The sequence below is a fragment of the Agromyces litoreus genome (assembly GCF_040496015.1).
Lineage (GTDB): Bacteria > Actinomycetota > Actinomycetes > Actinomycetales > Microbacteriaceae > Agromyces > Agromyces litoreus.
In genome coordinates, this window is the sequence record NZ_JBEPKA010000003.1 from 15,262 (window position 1) to 32,541 (window position 17,280).

General features: G+C 71.5%; 17 protein-coding genes and 2 tRNA genes. 11 read left to right on the forward strand and 8 right to left on the reverse strand.

Annotated features, from left to right (window positions below; genetic code table 11):
• Nucleotides 1–45 precede the first annotated feature (45 nt).
• Nucleotides 46–1,065 carry an SDR family oxidoreductase gene (locus tag ABME01_RS03065; RefSeq protein ID WP_353826889.1) on the forward strand — a complete coding sequence of 340 codons (1,020 nt, stop codon included), beginning with the start codon at nucleotides 46–48 and terminating at the stop codon, nucleotides 1,063–1,065.
• 108 nt (nucleotides 1,066–1,173) lie between these two features.
• Nucleotides 1,174–1,344, forward strand: a complete 171-nt coding sequence (locus ABME01_RS03070; RefSeq protein ID WP_353826890.1) for a hypothetical protein — start codon at nucleotides 1,174–1,176, stop codon at nucleotides 1,342–1,344.
• Nucleotides 1,345–1,409: 65 nt separating this feature from the next.
• On the opposite strand, the gene ABME01_RS03075 is transcribed toward ABME01_RS03070, so the two are convergent.
• The gene (locus tag ABME01_RS03075; RefSeq protein WP_353826891.1) at nucleotides 1,410–2,594 is read right to left on the reverse strand and encodes a low temperature requirement protein A; all 1,185 of its coding nucleotides are present in this window, start codon (nucleotides 2,592–2,594) and stop codon (nucleotides 1,410–1,412) included.
• A 157-nt stretch (nucleotides 2,595–2,751) separates the two neighbouring features.
• Here ABME01_RS03075 and ABME01_RS03080 point away from each other — a divergent pair, with 157 nt between their 5' ends.
• On the forward strand, nucleotides 2,752–3,411 hold the full coding sequence (locus tag ABME01_RS03080) for a DUF305 domain-containing protein (RefSeq protein WP_353826893.1): 660 nt from the start codon (nucleotides 2,752–2,754) through the stop codon (nucleotides 3,409–3,411).
• Between the two features lie 106 nt (nucleotides 3,412–3,517).
• On the opposite strand, the gene ABME01_RS03085 is transcribed toward ABME01_RS03080, so the two are convergent.
• Nucleotides 3,518–5,293, reverse strand: a complete 1,776-nt coding sequence (locus ABME01_RS03085) for a hypothetical protein (protein WP_353826894.1) — start codon at nucleotides 5,291–5,293, stop codon at nucleotides 3,518–3,520.
• A 249-nt stretch (nucleotides 5,294–5,542) separates the two neighbouring features.
• Here ABME01_RS03085 and ABME01_RS03090 point away from each other — a divergent pair, with 249 nt between their 5' ends.
• The 3 genes from ABME01_RS03090 to ABME01_RS03100 all read left to right on the forward strand — a co-directional run bounded on the left by ABME01_RS03090 (nucleotide 5,543) and on the right by ABME01_RS03100 (nucleotide 7,337).
• On the forward strand, nucleotides 5,543–6,265 hold the full coding sequence (locus ABME01_RS03090; protein WP_353826895.1) for an SOS response-associated peptidase: 723 nt from the start codon (nucleotides 5,543–5,545) through the stop codon (nucleotides 6,263–6,265).
• A 28-nt stretch (nucleotides 6,266–6,293) separates the two neighbouring features.
• A complete protein-coding gene (locus ABME01_RS03095) occupies nucleotides 6,294–6,680 on the forward strand; it encodes a DUF2255 family protein (RefSeq protein WP_353826896.1) in 387 nt (128 codons plus the stop codon).
• 114 nt (nucleotides 6,681–6,794) lie between these two features.
• Nucleotides 6,795–7,337 carry a YbaK/EbsC family protein gene (locus ABME01_RS03100; protein WP_353826897.1) on the forward strand — a complete coding sequence of 181 codons (543 nt, stop codon included), beginning with the start codon at nucleotides 6,795–6,797 and terminating at the stop codon, nucleotides 7,335–7,337.
• A 22-nt stretch (nucleotides 7,338–7,359) separates the two neighbouring features.
• Here the strand turns inward: ABME01_RS03100 and ABME01_RS03105 are convergent, their stop codons facing one another.
• The 5 genes from ABME01_RS03105 to ABME01_RS03125 all read right to left on the reverse strand — a co-directional run bounded on the left by ABME01_RS03105 (nucleotide 7,360) and on the right by ABME01_RS03125 (nucleotide 11,899).
• Nucleotides 7,360–7,992 carry a hypothetical protein gene (locus ABME01_RS03105; RefSeq protein ID WP_353826898.1) on the reverse strand — a complete coding sequence of 211 codons (633 nt, stop codon included), beginning with the start codon at nucleotides 7,990–7,992 and terminating at the stop codon, nucleotides 7,360–7,362.
• Nucleotides 7,993–8,077: 85 nt separating this feature from the next.
• Nucleotides 8,078–8,153, reverse strand: a tRNA-Gly gene (locus tag ABME01_RS03110).
• A gap of 95 nt (nucleotides 8,154–8,248) precedes the next feature.
• Nucleotides 8,249–9,286 (reverse strand): hypothetical protein, encoded by a 1,038-nt coding sequence (locus ABME01_RS03115; RefSeq protein WP_353826899.1) that lies wholly within the window; start codon nucleotides 9,284–9,286, stop codon nucleotides 8,249–8,251.
• A gap of 9 nt (nucleotides 9,287–9,295) precedes the next feature.
• Nucleotides 9,296–11,167 carry a substrate-binding and vWA domain-containing protein gene (locus tag ABME01_RS03120; protein WP_353826900.1) on the reverse strand — a complete coding sequence of 624 codons (1,872 nt, stop codon included), beginning with the start codon at nucleotides 11,165–11,167 and terminating at the stop codon, nucleotides 9,296–9,298.
• A gap of 60 nt (nucleotides 11,168–11,227) precedes the next feature.
• Nucleotides 11,228–11,899, reverse strand: a complete 672-nt coding sequence (locus tag ABME01_RS03125; RefSeq protein WP_353826901.1) for a phosphatase PAP2 family protein — start codon at nucleotides 11,897–11,899, stop codon at nucleotides 11,228–11,230.
• A 119-nt stretch (nucleotides 11,900–12,018) separates the two neighbouring features.
• Here ABME01_RS03125 and ABME01_RS03130 point away from each other — a divergent pair, with 119 nt between their 5' ends.
• The 3 genes from ABME01_RS03130 (at nucleotide 12,019) to ABME01_RS03140 (ending at nucleotide 13,466) form a co-directional block, all read left to right on the forward strand.
• Entirely contained in the window at nucleotides 12,019–12,558 is a 540-nt protein-coding gene (locus ABME01_RS03130) for a YaeQ family protein (RefSeq protein ID WP_353826902.1), read from the forward strand.
• 222 nt (nucleotides 12,559–12,780) lie between these two features.
• Nucleotides 12,781–13,098 (forward strand): hypothetical protein, encoded by a 318-nt coding sequence (locus ABME01_RS03135; protein ID WP_353826903.1) that lies wholly within the window; start codon nucleotides 12,781–12,783, stop codon nucleotides 13,096–13,098.
• 89 nt (nucleotides 13,099–13,187) lie between these two features.
• Complete coding sequence (locus ABME01_RS03140; RefSeq protein WP_353826904.1) at nucleotides 13,188–13,466, forward strand: hypothetical protein; 279 nt, start codon at nucleotides 13,188–13,190, stop codon at nucleotides 13,464–13,466.
• A 70-nt stretch (nucleotides 13,467–13,536) separates the two neighbouring features.
• On the opposite strand, the gene ABME01_RS03145 is transcribed toward ABME01_RS03140, so the two are convergent.
• Nucleotides 13,537–13,623, reverse strand: a tRNA-Leu gene (locus ABME01_RS03145).
• Between the two features lie 257 nt (nucleotides 13,624–13,880).
• Between ABME01_RS03145 and ABME01_RS03150 the strand changes: the two genes are divergently transcribed.
• Both ABME01_RS03150 and ABME01_RS03155 read left to right on the forward strand, forming a co-directional pair.
• A complete protein-coding gene (locus ABME01_RS03150) occupies nucleotides 13,881–14,762 on the forward strand; it encodes an HAD family hydrolase (protein WP_353826905.1) in 882 nt (293 codons plus the stop codon).
• Nucleotides 14,759–17,278 carry a glycoside hydrolase family 65 protein gene (locus tag ABME01_RS03155; protein ID WP_353826906.1) on the forward strand — a complete coding sequence of 840 codons (2,520 nt, stop codon included), beginning with the start codon at nucleotides 14,759–14,761 and terminating at the stop codon, nucleotides 17,276–17,278. Before ABME01_RS03150 ends, ABME01_RS03155 begins: the two co-directional genes overlap by 4 nt.
• The last annotated feature ends 2 nt before the right edge of the window (nucleotides 17,279–17,280 follow it).

Below are 17,280 nucleotides of genomic sequence, written 5' to 3' on the forward strand. Positions count from 1 at the left end.
CCGCGGGGTCGCAGGGCCTGTCGTCGAGGGCCGCCGGATGGCACCATGGGGTCGGTGAGCGCGAAGCGGATCCTGTTCATCGGCGGCAGCGGCATCATCAGTTCCGCGTGCGTCCGGCGCGCCCTCGCCGTCGGCCACGACGTGACCGTCCTGAACCGCGGCGGCTCATCGGCCCTGCGACCCCTCCCCGGCGACGTGCGCAAGATCGCCGCCGACGTCCGCGACGTGCACGCCGTGAAGGAGGCGCTCGGCCGCGGAGGCGTCGATCCGCTCGAGTTCGACGTCGTCTGCCAGTTCGTGGCGTTCGCGCCCGATCACGTTCGCGCCGACCTCGAGCTCTTCGAGGGCCGCATCGGCCAGTACGTGTTCATCAGCTCGGCCTCGGCCTACCAGACCCCGCCGAGCCGCCTCCCGGTGACGGAGTCGACGCCGCTCGTGAACCCCGAATGGCAGTACTCGCGCGACAAGATCGCCTGCGAGGACGTCCTGGTCGGGGCCGTCCGCGAGCGGGGCTTCCCCGCGACCATCGTCCGTCCCTCCCACACGTACGACGCCACGTCGGTGCCCACCATCGGCCACTGGACCGACATCGCCCGCATGCGCGCCGGCCGCCCCGTCGTCGTGCACGGCGACGGCACGAGCCTGTGGACGATCACCCACCACGACGACTTCGCGGTCGCCTTCGTCGGGTTGCTCGGCAATCCCCTCGCCGTCGGCGACGCCTTCCACATCACCGGCGACCATGCCCCGACGTGGAACCAGATCTACCGCTGGCTCGCCGAGGCGGCCGGCGTCCCCGACGCGGAACTCGTGCACGTCGCGTCGGAGACCATCGCGGCGGTGCACCCCGACTGGGGTCCGGGCCTGCTCGGCGACAAGGCGCACTCGATGGTGTTCGACAACGCGAAGGTGAAGGCGCTCGTGCCGGGGTTCCGCACGACCATCACCTTCGACGAGGGCGCGCGGCGCATCGTCGACTTCCACGACGCGCACCCCGAGCGGCAGGCCGTCGACCGCGTGGCGGACGCGGCGTTCGAGCGCATCCTCGCGCTCCCCCGTCGGTGATCCGCGGGGCTCGTCCACCCCGTTCCCCCGCGGCCCGCGCGGCGTTAGCCTGATGGCACCTCGCGGAGCCCGGAGCCCCGGGCCGCCGCCCATCCGAAGGAGGATGCCATGACCAGCTTCGTCGATCCGCTCGAAGGGGACTTCAACCACGGCAGGGAGGCCGAGGTCGAGTACGAGGAGGAGCTCGAGGCCGAGGGCGTCGGCGAGGAGGACGTCGAGTTCGTCATGGAGGAGGTCGCCGACCCCGAGGACGACCAGGAGGAGTTCGGCGGTCGCTGAGCGTCGGCGAGGGCGCGAGCTCGTCGCCGCAACCGGAATGCGGCCGAGACGACGTCGCGCCCTGTTCAGCCGCCGGAGGGTGCGCGTCGGCGCATCCGCTCCAGGCTCTCGCCGACGGCGGTGGCGACGAGCACGACCGCGGCGAGCGCACCGGTACCGAGCGGATCGAGCAGCGGCGACATCGCCGCGACGACCAGGATGCCGCCGATGCCGGCGAGCTGCGCCCGCATCCAGCGCCGCTCGAGCACGCGCCGGAACGCCAGCGTCCCGACCAGGAACAGCGCCGGCCCGCCGAGCACCGTGACGACGGCTCCCAGGCTCTGCTCGTGCGGATGAGCGAGCAGTTCCTTGTCCCCCACGCCGAGCAGCACGATGCCGCCGACGATCAGCAGGTGGACCCACGAGTAGGCCGCACGCGCCATCCGGCCCGGCGCACCGGCGGCCTGCAGCGCCTCGGACCCGATCCGTTCGCCGTGGTCGAAGTAGATCCACCAGCAGGCCACGGCGAGCACGAACGCCAGGACCATCGCCAGCACGCGATCGGCGGACGCCTCCTCGCCGGCGAACTCGAATCCGGTCACGAGCAGCCCTTCGCCGAGGGCGATGAGCACGAACAGGGCGCTCCGCTCCGCGAGATGGCCCCCCGAGACGTCCCAGCGCTCGATCTCCACGCGGCCGCGGCCAGGGACCGGGTACCCGCGGACGCTGCCGACGAGCTCGAGCCCGAGCGCGGCCGCCCAGAACGGCAGCTGGAACGCCGTCGGCAGCAGCGCGCCGACGATCCACAGCACCGAACCGGCCAGCGCCCACACGAGCACGTTGCCGAAGTCGTGCGTCACCCGCGCGTCGTGCCGCGCCGTCGCCCACACCATGAGCACGGCGCGGCCGAGCTGCAGCGCGACGTACGCGAGGGCGAAGGTCCACGCCCGTTCGCCGAACGCCTCGCCGATCGCGACGCTCATGACGAACGCGACGAACGCGAACGCGATCACGGCGACGCGCACCGGCATCCGGACCGGATCGAGCCAGTTGGTCACCCAGGTCGTCGAGACCCACACCCACCAGAGCGCGCACACCATGATCGCGCCCTCGACCGCGCCGAGCGGGGTCTGGTTGCCGGCGAGGTAGGCGGCGAGCTGGTTCAGCCCGAAGACGAACACGAGGTCGAAGAAGAGCTCGACGTAGGTGACGCGCTCGGCGCGCTCCGAGTCGGCGGGTCGCAGCACGTCGGTGCGCAGTCCGATCGTCATGCGCTCATCCTGCACCCGCTCGGACCGGATGCGGGGAGGTCGCCGGAAGGCCGGTCGCGCGGGCTGCGGATCCGGGCTAGCCTGACGAGACCTGCAGCGCGGCGGGCCGACCCGACCGCGCGCATGACGTTCCCTTCGACGTGGATGAGGTACTCGGATGGCGGCTCTGACCCGGCCCTACGGCATCGCTGCGACGCTCCTGCTCGCCCTCGGGCTGACCGCGTGCACGGCGGACGGCGCTGACGACGCGCCGCAGGCGACGGGACCGGTCGTGCAGCTCGGCGCGCCGGGCGAGGAGAACCGCACGCTCTCCCCCGAGGAAGCGGCGGAGGGCTTCGACGCACCGGCCCATGTCGAGGTCGACGCCCAGTTCATGCGCGACATGATCCACCACCACGATCAGGCCATCACGATGACCGGATGGGTCGACGAGCGCACCACCGACCGCGACCTGCGCCTCCTCGCGGAGCGCATGAGCATCAGCCAGCAGGACGAGATCGAGCTCATGACGACCTGGTTGCAGGATCGCGTCGAGCCGCTGCGCGGCGGCCACGACCACGGCGCGGAGCTCATGCCGGGCATGCTCACCGACGACCAGCTCGAGCGTCTGGAGGCCGCGCGGGGCGTGGAGTTCGAGCGACTCTTCCTCGAGTACATGATCCAGCACCATCGTGGCGCGCTCGAGATGGTCGGCGACCTGTACTCGGCGGGCGGCGGCGAGGAGCCGACGATCTCGGACTTCGCCCGTCACGTCGAGGGCGACCAGAGCATCGAGATCTCGCGGATGCTCGGCATGCTGGCCGAACGTTCGTCCTGACCCGGGGCGCACTGCTCGGCCGCACGACCGATGCCCGGCGATCCGAGGATCGCCGGGCATCGTCGCGAGCGCCGGGGAGACCGGTCGCCCGGCCTCCCCGTGCGACTCAGTCGTACATCGCCACGAGCCCCTGCAGGCTCTGCGCGAGGTTCGAGTCCGGCGCGGCGCCGGACTTGCGCTCCGCGTTCATGAGCTGGTCGACGGCCGAGCCGTCGTCGCCCTGGGCCGCGAGCTTCTCGGCCTGGTCGATCGCCTTGCGCACCTGCTTGAGCGCATTCCCGCTCAGGCTGCCGTCGCGCTCGGCCTGGTCGACGAAGGCCCGCGAGAGCGCGAAGCTCGGCGCGTGCACGAGCATCGTCTGCATCTGCGCGTTGAACTCGTCGAGCTGGATCTCACCGGCTGCGGCGATCTCGTTGGCCGAGAGGTACATGCTCGGCGTGAGCGCCACGCTGTCGAAGCCGCGCGCGATCTCGCTGCCGAACACGTTGCCGTTGTACCAGTAGGTCGACCAGTAGCCGCCGAGCGTCAGGAAGCCCTCGGTGATCGGGCCGCGGTCGAGGTACGCGATCTCGACCGGGTTCGCCGAGTCGGTGAAGTCCCAGATCGAGAGGCCGCCCTGGTACCACGCCTGCACCATGACATCGCGCCCCGGGATCGGGACCAGCGAGCCGTTGTGCGCGACGCAGTTCTCGGTCGTGGTCTGCACGGCCGGGAGCTTGTAGTAGCTCGCGAACTGCATCTCGCCGTCGACGATGTCGAAGATCGCGTCGGCGCCCCACTCCGGGTGGTCGGTCTCACGGCACCGCGCGCCGCCGCCGCCGCCCCACTCATCGGTGAACACGACCTTGGTGCCGTCGTTGCTCAGCGTGGCGGAGTGCCAGTACGAGAAGTTCGGGTCGGAGACCGCGTCGGTCCGCACCGGGTTGGCCGGGTCGGTGATGTCGAGCAGGATGCCGTTGCCCTGGCACGCGCCGGCCGCGATGCCCAGCTCGGGGTACGCGGTGATGTCGTGGCACGTGTTGGTGTTCGGCGTCGGCGAGTAGATCGCCCCGCTCGGATGCTGCGCCGACCCGGGCAGCGTGTTCTGCAGGCCGTTGAACGCGCCGGTCTCCTCATCGGTGAAGATGCGGGGCTGGTTCACGACCTCCGCCGTCTCGGGCGCCGCGAGCGGCACCTGGATGACGTCGATGCGCCACTGCGTCGGGTTGCCCTCGGTCACCGGCTCCGTCGTCAGCGCCGCGTTCTCGCAGCCCTCCAGCTCGAGTGGCGAGCGCACGCTCGAGGTGCCCGAGTTGTAGACGTAGATGTTGTCCGGGTCGTTCGGGTCGGTGACGAGGGTGTGCGTGTGCGATCCGCGGCACAGCTGGACGCCCGGCAGCTGCACCGGGTTGTCGATGTCGCTGATGTCGAAGATGCGGACGCCGCGGAACCGGTCGGGGTTCACCGAGCCCGGCGCACCCTGCGTGCCGCAGTCGATCCGGCCGCTCGACTGCTCGACCGACATGAAGAGCAGGTCGCCGTACACCGACACGTCGCCCTGGCCGCCGGGACACACGAACGTGCCGCGCAGCGACGGCGAGGCCGGGTCGGAGACGTCGTACACCTGGAACCCGGCGTAGCTGCCGCCGATGGCGAAGTCGCCCGTGAACGCAAGGTCGGAGTTGAAGAAGACGTCGAAGGGAGACACCTTCGGCGTGCTCGAGAGCAGGTCGACGTTCGAGGTCGCCATTCCGGCGTCGAACAGGCCGGGCGCGAGGCCCTCGCGCGGGTCGTCCGCGGCGGAGGCCGCGGTGGCGGTCACGAGCGAGGCGCCGAGCAGCAGGGCTCCGGATGCCGCGATCGCGCGTCTGCGCCATCTGACGGGTCGGTGGTCGGATCTCATGGTGTGCCCCCTCCGGCCGCATTCCCGTGCGACCTGTCGTCGTTGACTGGGTGCGATCGACCCCTCCCGTTGGACTGGCCGCACGCCGTCGTGCGACCTCGACCCTCGGACGGGCAGATCTCTGCTCTCACCGTATCCATGCGGACGCATTCGCGACAGGGGAATCTCCGTTTCGACCCGGTCCCGCTGGGAGCCTGCAGCGTGTCCGCACCCCGGCGTAGGCTCGAGTGATCCGATCGGAGGGCCTCCATGTGCGGACGATTCGTGGTCTCGCAGCAGGCCGACGACCTCACGGCCGTGTTCGATGCCGAGAACGACTTCGCCGACTGGCGGCCGTCGTACAGCCTCGCACCGACCGACACCGTGCCGATCGTGCGCGAGCGCGCCCGCTCCGACACCGGTGAGTTCGTCCGGCGACTCGAGCCGGCCCGGTGGGACTTCCACCCCGCGTTCATGAAGGACTCCAAGCGGCCGCAGTTCAACAGCCGCATCGAGACCGTCGCGACCAACGGCCTGTGGAAGGGGGCGTTCGCGTCGGGCCGCTGCGTCGTCCCCATGCGCGGGTACTACGAGTGGACGGGCGAACCGGGGATGAAGCGCGCGCACTACCTGCACGGCGCCGACGACCTGCTCGCCGCCGCCGGCATCTCGACGGCCCGCAAGCTCGACGACGGCACGTGGGAGGTCTCGACCTCGATCATCACGCGCGAGGCGCGCGACGCCTCCGGCGAGGTGCACGACCGGATGCCGGTCTACCTGCCGCTCGACGCCGTCGACCACTACCTCGACCCCGCGAAGCTCTCGCCCGCCGAGGCGTCGGGCATGGTCGAGTTCCTCATCGCGCAGTCCGACCGCGTGGCGCCGACGATCCGCGAGTACGAGGTCGACCCGCGCGTGAACAACCACCGCCGCATCGACCCGCACGACCCCGCCCTGATCGACCCCCTCGCCGAGGAGCCCACGCTCGGCTGACCGGAACACCGAACGGGAAGGACGACCCATGAGTCCGTGGACCGACCACCAACTCGACCGCATCGGCGCCGCCGAGCAACTGGAGGTGGCGACCGAGCGCCAGGACGGGTCGCTGAGGCCGTACACGACCATCTGGGTCGTCCGCATCGGCGACGACCTCTACGTCCGCTCGGCGTACGGGCCCGGCAACGGCTGGTACAAGCGCGCGAAGGAGGGCGGCGCAGGTCGGATCAAGTCGGCCGGCGTGATCCGCGACGTCGTGTTCACGTGGGTCGCCGACGACGACCACGACCTCCACGCGGCGATCGACGCGGAGTACGAGCGCAAGTACGCCGCGCACACTCCCGCGGTCATCGCGACGGTCGTCGGCGAGCACGTCCACGGCACGACGCTCAAGGTCGACGCGAACGACTGACCGGGTCTCGTCCTCGACCATCTTCGTCGGCCTCCGTCCCGTGGGCCGGTGCATCCGATGCGAGTTCGCCGGCCGCAGCGCCGCAGCCGCGCCATCCGTCGTAGCCTGATCGCCATGCGCTTCGGCACGCTCGACTTCGCACCCGCACTCGACGCCCCGCGCCTGCTCGCGCCGCCGACCGAGCGTGCGGTCGCCACGATGGCCCCCACGCAGGCCGCCGACGTGCTCGTGTCCGCGATCGAGCCGGGCCTCGCCGACACGGCGGCGTTCTGCGAGCACTACGAGGTCTCGATGGCGGATGGCGCGAACTGCGTGGTCGTGCAGGCGCGGCGCGGCGAGCGCACCTGGTACGCGGCCTGCCTCGTCCGCGGATCCGATCGCGCCGACGTCAACGGCGTGATCCGACGGCACCTCGGAGCGCGCCGGCTGTCCTTCGCCCCGATGGACGACGCGGTCGAGCTCACCGGCATGGAATACGGCGGCATCACGCCGATCGGTCTCCCCTCCGACTGGCCGATCCTCGTCGACGAGTCCGTCGCCGCGCACCCCCGTCTCATCGTGGGCAGCGGCATCCGGGGCTCGAAGCTGCTCGTGACCGGACGCCTCCTCGCCGCCCTTCCGAACGCGGAGGTGCTGCCGCTCGCGATCGACGGCTGAGGCCGGCCGCGGACGGCCGCGGTCAGAAGAGCTGGGGCAGCGTGGACTGGTCGAACTGGAAGACGCCCGAGAGGTCCTTGCCGCGCACCGTGCCGTCGGCGTGGTACGCGAGACCCCACTCGTCGATGAACGATCCGTCGGCGAAGGTGCACGGCACGATGACGGGATCGTCCGCGTCGTCGGGGTCGGCCAACCCGCCGCCGCGGCCGCTCGATCCGAAGGCGCCGGTGCCGCCGAGCGACGCGCAGAGCGCCGAGGCGGGGTTGCCGGGCGGGTCGTCGGGGATCTCGGCGCGCGAGAGGTAGGCGAGTGCGGCCAGCGTCGGCTCGTCCGACGTGATCGTCACCAGGTCGACGTAGATGCGCGACTTCGCGTCGTCGTCGAGCGTCTGGAACCGGCACACCGCGACCGGGTCGCCGAGCGGGACCCACTCGGACTCGCCGAGGTCGGTCTGCGATGCGGGCTGACGCTGCTGCACTTCGCCGCCCTGCGACTCGCAGTACTCCGCAGCGCCCGCGAGCTCCTCAGCCGAGGTCGCCGGGTCGCTGGAGGGCCGGAGCACCGGATCGGTGCAGGCGACGAGTCCGATCGCGACGGCAGCCGGGACCAGCACTGCGATGAGTCGCCGCGCCCGTCGTCGCATCTGTCGCACCATCCCCCGTCGCCGACATCCCGGTCAGCCAAGGATAGAGGCTGCTGACGACGGTGCGGTCGGGGAACTCGCAGGGAGAGGAACGGAGTGGAGCGGATGACGGGGTTCGAACCCGCGACCTTCACCTTGGCAAGGTGACGCGCTACCAGCTGCGCTACATCCGCGTGGGGCGGCTCCGCCGCTCCGGTGCCGGCCGTGGGGCCGACTGGACGATACTAGCGGACGCCCGGACCACCGGATGACCGCGGAGACCCGCCCCTCACCCGCCCTGCGGCGGGTCCTGGCCGTCGTCCGACGCGTGCCGGAACGCCCGGTCCCACTCCTGCAACTCCTTGCGCCGGCCGATCAGCCCGTCGAGCGAGACCTGGAAGTGGAGCCCGCGGCGAGCGTTCACCTGCCTGATGTTCTGCACGAGGTCGTTGGAGACGGCCACGACCGCCTCGCGCACCTCCTGCACGCGCTCGTCCGGGTCGTCCCAGAGATGCGGGTGGGTGAGGATGTCGAGCAGGTAGTCGCGGTCGAGCGCCGCGGTGAGCTTGCGGAGCGTGTCGTCGACCTCGATCGCGGCGGACCCGCGCTGGGCGCCCCCGGCGCGGTCGAGCCTGGTGAACAGTTCCTCCACGTTCTCCGCGATCCGCATGGTGTCGTTGGCGGTCGCCGCCGCGGCGGCGTTGCCGCGCGCGCCGACCTGGGCGTACTCGGCCGCGAGCGAGCGGAGCGCGATCACGTGCCGGCCGATGGGCTCGGGAAGCCTCCCCCCGGCCGTGCGGCGCGCGCGGCGACGGCGCGCCCGGAGCAGGCCGACCAGCGCCGCCGCGGCGGCCACGAGCACGGCCGCGCCGATCACGAGCCCGAGGCCGAGGCCGCCTCCGCCCGCATCGCCGCCGCCGACGACGGGGGCGGGCTCGGCGGCGACCTGCACGCCCTGCACCGTCTCGGCGAGTGCGGCGTCGAGGTCGCCTGCGCCGGCCTCCGCCTCGTTCGCGATCTGCATCGCCTCTCCGGCGTCGAGCACGCGCGACCCGGCGACGAGGTCGTCGCCGACCGCGACGATGATCGTGTCGTAGGTCGTGGTCTCGGCGAGCCGGCCCAGGATCTCCGTTCCGGATGCCTCGAGCGCGGCGTTGTCGGAGAACACGGCGATGCCGATGGAGTCGTCGCCGACCCGGGCGAGCAGCTCGTCACGCAGCGCCGACGCTCCGCCCACCTCCGCCGAGACGTAGACCGGCGAGGTCTGCAGCGCCTCGGTGGCGTCGTCGATGTAGCCGTCCGCGGCCGCGATGGTCAGGGCATCCATCCGCCGCCCCTAGAAGTTGTTGATGACGGAGGCGAACACGAGGTCGATCTTCGCGGCGTCCGACGCGTCGAACCACTGTCCGCCGGTCGCCTCGGCGATCCGCCGCAGCGAGCCGGTGTCGGCGCCCTCGCCGTACGCGATCGGGAAGATCCGCACCGGCGCCGCGTCGCCGCCCTCGCGGGAGGATCCGCCGATCTTCGCGATGAGCGAGTCGATCGAGATCGACGAGTCGGTGTCCTGGCCGTCCGAGAGCACGACGATCGCGTTGATGCGTCCGGGCTCCGCACGCGCGACCATCTCGTCGTACGCGACCGCGATCGCGTCGTACAGGGGCGTGCCCTCCCGGTTCGCGTAGCGCAGGTCGTCGACGGAGGCGCTCAGCGTCTCGCGGTCGGACCCGAGGGGCGAGACGTCCCGCAGCACGATGAGGTTCCGCCCCGCCGTCGAGTCCACGCCGGTGGTGAACGCCCACATGCCGACCTGGTCGGTGCCGCGGAAGTGTCCGAGCGTGGCCTGCGCGCCCTCGATCGCGCCGTCGAGCTTCGACCGGCCGTCGCCGATCGGGTCGTCCATGGAGCCCGACACGTCGATGAGCTCCAGCACCGACGACGGCTTCCGGATCTGCGTCCACTGGTCCAGCGCGGCCGACACCACGTCGACGCCCGGGCGCGGCAGCGTGATCGCCGGTCCGGCGGGATCCACGCCGTACTGCTCCGTGAACAGGTCGCCGAGCGGCACCGACTCGTCGAGCGGCCGGAACCCGTACTCGGGCAGGATCCGCTGGGCGGGCTCGGTGGCGAGGAAGTCGACGAACGCCGTACCCGCCGTGCGCTGCACGTCGGTCACCCAGTCGGCCCCGAGCACGGTGATCGGGTTGTCCGACCACATCGATCCGCCCGAGGGGTAGATCGCGACGAGCTTCTCCTTCGGCGGCGTCAGCGTCTCGCCGGGCTGCACGGTGTGCGAGTCGGGGTTGCCCTGGTTGTAGTTGAGCATCGAGGTCTCCTCGAGCGCGACGACCGAGACGTACCCGGACCCGCCGGCCCCCTCCTGCGTCTCGTCGTACAGCGTCGTGAGCACCTTCCCGGTGGTGTCGCCGTAGTGGATGACGCACTCCTCGAACACCCGCGAGAACTCCTCGGCGCCCGCGACGTCCGCCGCCGTGAGGCCGTCGGCCTTGCCCGACGCCTCGTACGACTGCATCAGGATCGCCGACAGCCCGGTGGTCGAGGTGTTCGGGTTCGTCTTCGAGATCTTGAACGAGCCCCAGATCGGCTTGCCCGCGCTGCTCCATCCGGCGGGGTCGGCGCACAGCCGTTCGAAGTCCGCGATGCCGATCTCGGCGTCCGGCCATCCCAGCGCCTTCGCCATGGTCTCGGGCATCGCGAAGATGATCGGCGTGTGGGTGAACGACACGGGGTCGCCGACGAGCGAGGCTGATGCCGCGGCTGCGACCCGCTCGGTCCACACCGTCGAGGCCGGCGACCAGAGAGTCGGCCAGCGTCGGACGTCCTCGTCGGGCCAGTCCCCGCCCGCGGTGAGGAACCGCGTCGCATCGCCCGACGACACGTTGACCGGCCGGATGGTGGCGCACTCGTCGAGCGCCGCATGCTCCGGCGACTCCTTGAACGCCGCCGCCAGCGCGTCGAGCATGTTGACCTTCTCGGAGGAGGTCGCGACGACGACGCTCGTGCAGCCGTCGTCGGAGAAGTCGCCGCCGTCGACGCTGCCGCGATCGACGTCGTCCTGGCCGAAGGTGCACGCGCTCAGCGCCACGGTCATCGCCGCGAGGACGACCACCGCGAGTCCCCCGCGGAACCCCCGGCGAGGCGCCGTCGTGATCGCGGGTCGAGCGGCCGTGCGCCGCGGAACGGGTGCCATGTCAACAGGGTAGGTCCCGCGAATATCGAACGCATCACGGTTCGGCTCGCCGGGGCTCGGCTAGGCGCGGAGCAGCGCCCGCCGGACGGTCGTGGCGCTCCAGCGGCCCAGCGCGGCACCCGCGATCGTGTCCGTGACGTGGTGCTGTCCCCGGTGGATCCGCGAGAACGCGATGGCACCCGGGATCCCGTACCGCAGCATCGGCCCGACGAGCCGGGCACCGCGCACCCCGTGCCGATCGAGCAGGTCGGCGAGCGTGCCGTGCAGCGCGAAGGCCGCCGCCGTGTGCCCCGACGGGAACGACGACGTGGCGTGCGGCGGCTCGGGTCGCCACACGTCGCGCGGTCTCGGCCGCCCGACCAGCGCCGCGGATGCCGTGAAGCACGCCGTCTCGAGCGCGAGCGCCGCACCGGGCGCGAGCGCCGAGCGACCCTCGCGCGTCAGCAGCCAGGCGACGCCGCACCACAGCGCGCCGTTCGCGACCGTCTGCGGCACCCCCGAGTACCAGGAGAGCGGGCCGGTGACCCGATCGACCGCGCCGCCGCGGCCGGCGGCCGGCCCGGCCGGCGGGTCGTCGCCCGCGCGGTGCCCGGTGGCCTCCTGGAGCGCACGCACCGCCCGGTCCTCGCGCGGGTCGTCGCCTCCGACGAGCCGCACCACGCGTCCGGCCGCGGCGAGCACGGCGATCGCGCCCAGACCCGGCAGGACGAGGGATCGGAGCACCGGGTGCATGCCCGCAGCCTAGCCGCCGGGCCCCTCCGCCCACGTGCCCCGGTCCCTGTGCCCCGTCCGGCGATGACCCGCACGGCGGGGTGCGCGATCGGGACGCCTCGCCCGTAGGCTCGAGGACCATGGCCCTCGGTGCGACGATCCACACGTTCGACGTGCAACTCGCCGACGTCGACCGCGGGATCTACGAGAGCCTCACGCTCCGGATGGCGCGGCACCCCTCCGAGACGGACACGTTCATGGTGACCCGCCTGCTCGCCTACTGCCTCGAGTACGAGGAGGGCGTCGCCTTCAGCGAGGGGATCTCGGCCACCGACGAACCCGCGGTGCTCGTGCGAGACCTCACCGGACGGATCACCGCCTGGATCGAGGTCGGGGCCCCGGATGCCGAGCGCCTGCACTCCGGGTCGAAGCACGCCGGTCGCGCCGCCGTCTACACGCATCGCGACCCGGCGAAGGTCGCGGCCGCGTGGGCGGGCAAGCGCATCCATCGCGCCGAGGAGATCCCGCTGGTCAGCTTCGATCCCGGGTTCATCGACGACGTCGCGGCCGCACTGGAGCGCCGGAACTCCATGACGCTGTCGATCACCGAGCGTCACGCGTACCTCGAGCTCAACGGGTCGAGCTTCAGCACGGGCATCCACGAGCAGCCGGCCGGGTGATGCGAGAACGGACAGGGTCAACGACGGGCGACGGCGCGATTCCGCGCCTCCGGGACCTTCGTTCCAAGCTTGCGCACTCGGCATCCGTGACCATCCGAGCGCCCCGACGGTCGGTGCCGAGGGTGTGCATTTCCGCCCCCGTTCGGGTGTCGCAGCCAGCGTCTCCCAGTGCCAGTGTGGCGTTTGGCGGCATCCGCTCATCGCGGGGATCCGGGGGGAATCATGCCAAGCCAGGTCTGCATCGAGATCAACGGGAAGACACTCTGCTTTCCGCTGTTCCTGCCCGTCGGATGGCACTGGAACGACCCGCACGGCCCTACACCGGACCCGTGGGGGAAGATCGCGGGGCCGTTCCCCGACCCGTGGCGCGACCTCGTCATCCTGGACGCGATCGTCGAACTCGCTCGTTCACTCTCGGAGCGGATCGCGGTCAGGGTGGACCTCGAGCAGACGGCCCATCGTGCACTGCGCGCTGCCGTCGATGACCTCGGCGTCGGCGCCGAGTTGAGGAGTGACGACCGCGGGGCGGCCGCAGGCTGAGTTCGTCGGAGTCCTGCCCCGAGGAGGGCACGCCTTCGGCGAGGCCGGCGCCGGCGGAGTGCGCCGGCATCGATTGGGAGGGGGAACCCATGTCACACGAGATGTGCATCACCGTCAACGGGGAGAAGATCTGCTTCCCGTTGTACGTTCCGGTTCGCTGGTGGTGGGAGGACCCGAACCCTCCGGACCCGTTCGGGCCATGGCGTGACCTGTTCATCCTGAACAGCCTCGTCGACCTCGCCGGCTCCCTGTCCGAGCGGATCGGGGCACGGGACGAGCTCGTCCAGATGGCGCAGCGCACGCTGCAGGTCGCCGTCGACGACCTCGGCATCGGAGCGGAGCTCAGGGTGGTGGAACAGCGGTCCTGAAGGCCGGCATGGCACGAACGGTTCGATGACGCAGAACGGCCCGGGTCGATGACCCGGGCCGTCTGGATGTTGGTGCGCAAGGGGGGAGTTGAACCCCCACGCCCTCACGGGCACACGGACCTGAACCGTGCGCGTCTGCCTATTCCGCCACTTGCGCATACCGTTCCGCACGAGGTGCGAACCAGCCAAGCGAGCCTAACACAGCGGCTTCGCGCGGCCGAATCGGGCGAGCACCGCGGCAGGGGCGTCTGAGGCGTCCGCCGAGCGGCCCGCGAACGGCCGGGCGCGGGCTGCGTCCGGCCGCCTTGGCATCCGCTTCGAGTCGAGCGTCCACCTCGCGCCGCGGGCGACCCGGGCATAGCCTTGCACCACGGCACCGGCGCCCGACCGCCCCCTCGAACGAAAGGACCGCCCGTGACCCACCCCCGCGACGCGCACGCCCCCGTGGCCCCGGCCGAGGCCGACCTCGGCGGCATCCGCGGCTGGCTGTTCGACCTCGACGGCGTCCTCACGCCGACGGCCGTCGTGCACATGCACGCGTGGGCCAGGCTGTTCGCCCCGTTCCTCGAGGAACACGGCGCGGCACCGTACCGCGACGCCGACTACTTCGCGTACATCGACGGCAAGCCGCGATACGACGGCGTCCGCTCGCTCCTCGAGAGCCGCGGCATCCGGCTGCCCGAGGGCGAGGTGTCCGACGCGGCGACCGACGAGACGGTGCACGGCCTCGGCAACCGCAAGAACGAGGCCTTCAACGCCACGCTCGCCGAGGAGGGCGTCGAGCCCTACCCGGCGAGCGTCGCGCTGCTCGACGCGATCGAGCGGGCGGGCGGTCGGGTCGCGGTCGTCTCGAGCTCGAAGAACGCGCCGGCCGTGCTCGAGTCCGCCGGCCTCGCTCCCCGCTTCGAGGTCGTCGTCGACGGCGCGGTCGCCGCACGCGACGGCATCGCGGGCAAGCCGGCCCCCGACATGTTCGAGCGCGCCGCCGAGCTCCTCGGCCTCCCGCCCGAGGAATGCGCCGTGATCGAGGACGCCGAGTCGGGCGTCAAGGCCGGTGCGAGCGGCCCGTTCGGCATCGTCGTCGGCGTCGACCGCGGCGTCGGGCGCGAGGCGCTCGCCGAGCTCGGGGCCGACGTGATCGTCGACGAGCTCGACGAGCTGATCCCCGCCCTCGAACGCGCGGGCGAGACCTCGACCGCGATGAACGACGGCGCGGACCCGCAGACCCCGGACGCCCGGACCCCAGACGCCCAGACCCCAGCCCCGACCGCAGCATCCGAGGAGGACCGCGCATGAGGTTCGCCGACACCGACCCGCTGAACCGCACCCGCTTCCCGCTCGACGAGTGGGCGCTCGTCGAGACCGAGTTCGGCGTGCACGACATGGGTCGCACCGAGACGTTGTTCGCCGTCGGCAACGGCTACCTCGGCCTCCGCGGCAACGTCGAGGAGGGTCGTGACGGGCACGTGCACGGCACGTTCCTCAACGGCTTCCACGAGACCTGGCCGATCCGCCACGCGGAGGAGGCGTTCGGGTTCGCGCGCATCGGGCAGACGATCGTCAACGCCCCGGATGCCAAGGTCATCCGCCTCTACGTCGACGACGAGCCGCTCGTGATCACCGAGGCCGAGATCATGTCGTACGAGCGGCGACTCGACTTCCGCCTCGGGTTCCTGAGCCGGAGCATCGAGTGGCGCACCCCGTCGGGCAAGCGGGTGCTCATCACGAGCCGACGCATGGTGAGCTTCACCGACCGCCACCTCGGCGTCATCGACTACGAGGTCGAGATGCTCGACGCGGACGCCGCGGTCACGATCTCGAGCCAGATCCTGAACCGCCAGGACGGACGCGACGAGTACCGGTCGGGCGTGACCGAGCCGATCGGCGCGTTCGATCCGCGCAAGGCCGAGACGTTCACCGAACGCGTGCTGCAGCCTCGCGTGCAGCGGCGCAACGAGGACGGACGGTACATCCTCGGCTACCAGACCACGAACTCGAAGATGGCGATCGCGATCGGCGCGCAGCACTCGATCGTGACCGACAACGAGTTCAGCGAGTCCGGCCTGGTCGCCGACGACCTCGCCAAGCACATCTACCGGGTGCAGGCCAAGCGGGGCGTGCCGATCCGCATCACGAAGCTCATCAGCTACCACACGGCGCGCAAGGTTCCCGCGCGCGAACTCGTCGACCGCTGCGACCGCACGCTCGACCGCGGCGCCGAGATCGGCGTCGCCGAGCTGTTCGGGCAGCAGCGGGCGTGGCTCGACGACTTCTGGGCGCGCTCCGACGTCGAGATCGCCGGCCAGCCCGAGCTGCAGCAGGCGACGAGGTGGAACCTGTTCCAGCTCGTCCAGGCCACGGCGCGCACGGACGGCGGCGGCGTCGCGGCGAAGGGCGTGTCGGGGTCCGGCTACGGCGGGCACTACTTCTGGGACTCCGAGATCTACGTGATGCCGTACCTGACGTACACGGCGCCGATCGTCGCCCGCAACGTGCTGCGATTCCGGCAGCGGATGCTCGAGCCGGCACGCGCCCGCGCGCTCGAACTGAACCAGCGCGGCGCCCTGTTCCCGTGGCGCACGATCAACGGCCAGGAGTCGAGCGCGTACTACGCGGCGGGAACCGCGCAGTACCACATCGACGCCGACATCGCGTATGCGCTCTGCCAGTACGTCGCCGCGACCGGCGACGAGGACTTCCTCGCCCGCGGCGCCATCGACATCCTCGTCGAGACCGCGCGCATGTGGGAGGACCTCGGGTTCTGGCGCACGAACACCGACGACGTGTTCCACATCCACGGCGTGACCGGGCCCGACGAGTACACGACCGTCGTGAACGACAACCTGTACACGAACGTCATGGCGCGGGCGAACCTGGCAGCCGCCGCGGAAGCCGTCGACGACCTCCAGGTGCTCGACCCGCACGCGCACAAGACGCTCGTGGAGCGGCTCGGGGTCACCCCGGCCGAGGTCGCCGGATGGCGCCGGGCCGCGGCGTACATGCACATCCCGTTCGACGAGAAGCTCGGCGTGCATCCCCAGGACGCCGCCTTCCTCGAGAAGGAGCTCTGGGACCTCGAGCACACGCCCGACACCCGCCTGCCCCTGCTGCTGCACTACCACCCGCTGGTCATCTACCGGTTCCAGGTGCTGAAGCAGGCCGACGTGGTGCTGGCGCTGTACCTGCAGGGCGACCGGTTCTCGACCGAGGAGAAGCTGGCCGACTTCGAGTACTACGACCCGCTGACCACCGGCGACTCGACGCTCTCCGCGGTCGTGCAGTCGATCATCGCCTCCGAGGTCGGCTACCACGAGCTCGCGCTGCGGTACTTCCGCTCCGCGCTGTTCGTCGACCTCGCGGACCTGCACCACAACGCCTCGGACGGCGTGCACGTCGCCTCGACCGGCGGCGTATGGGCGGGACTGGTGTCCGGTTTCGGCGGCTTCCGCGACCACAACGGCCGGTTCACCTTCGACCCACGACTCCCCGACGGATGGGAGCGGCTGACCTTCCGCCTCACGATCCGCGGCAGCCGCGTGCGCGTCGACCTCACCGAGGACGCCGTCCGGTTCGAGCTCGAGACGGGCGACGCCGACGCCGCGATCCCGATCGAGGTGCGCGGGCGCGAGCTGGTCGTCGCGAAGGGCGAGCCGGTGACCGTTCCGCTCGACGGCCACGGCGCCAGGCGGGTCGGCGCGCCGACCATGCAGAACGTGCGCGGCGCCCGACGGGCGGACGGCACGCTGCTCACCGCATCCATCCCGACGCTCTCGCTGGACGACGAGGAGGAGGAAGCCGCCTTCCTGGACTGAGG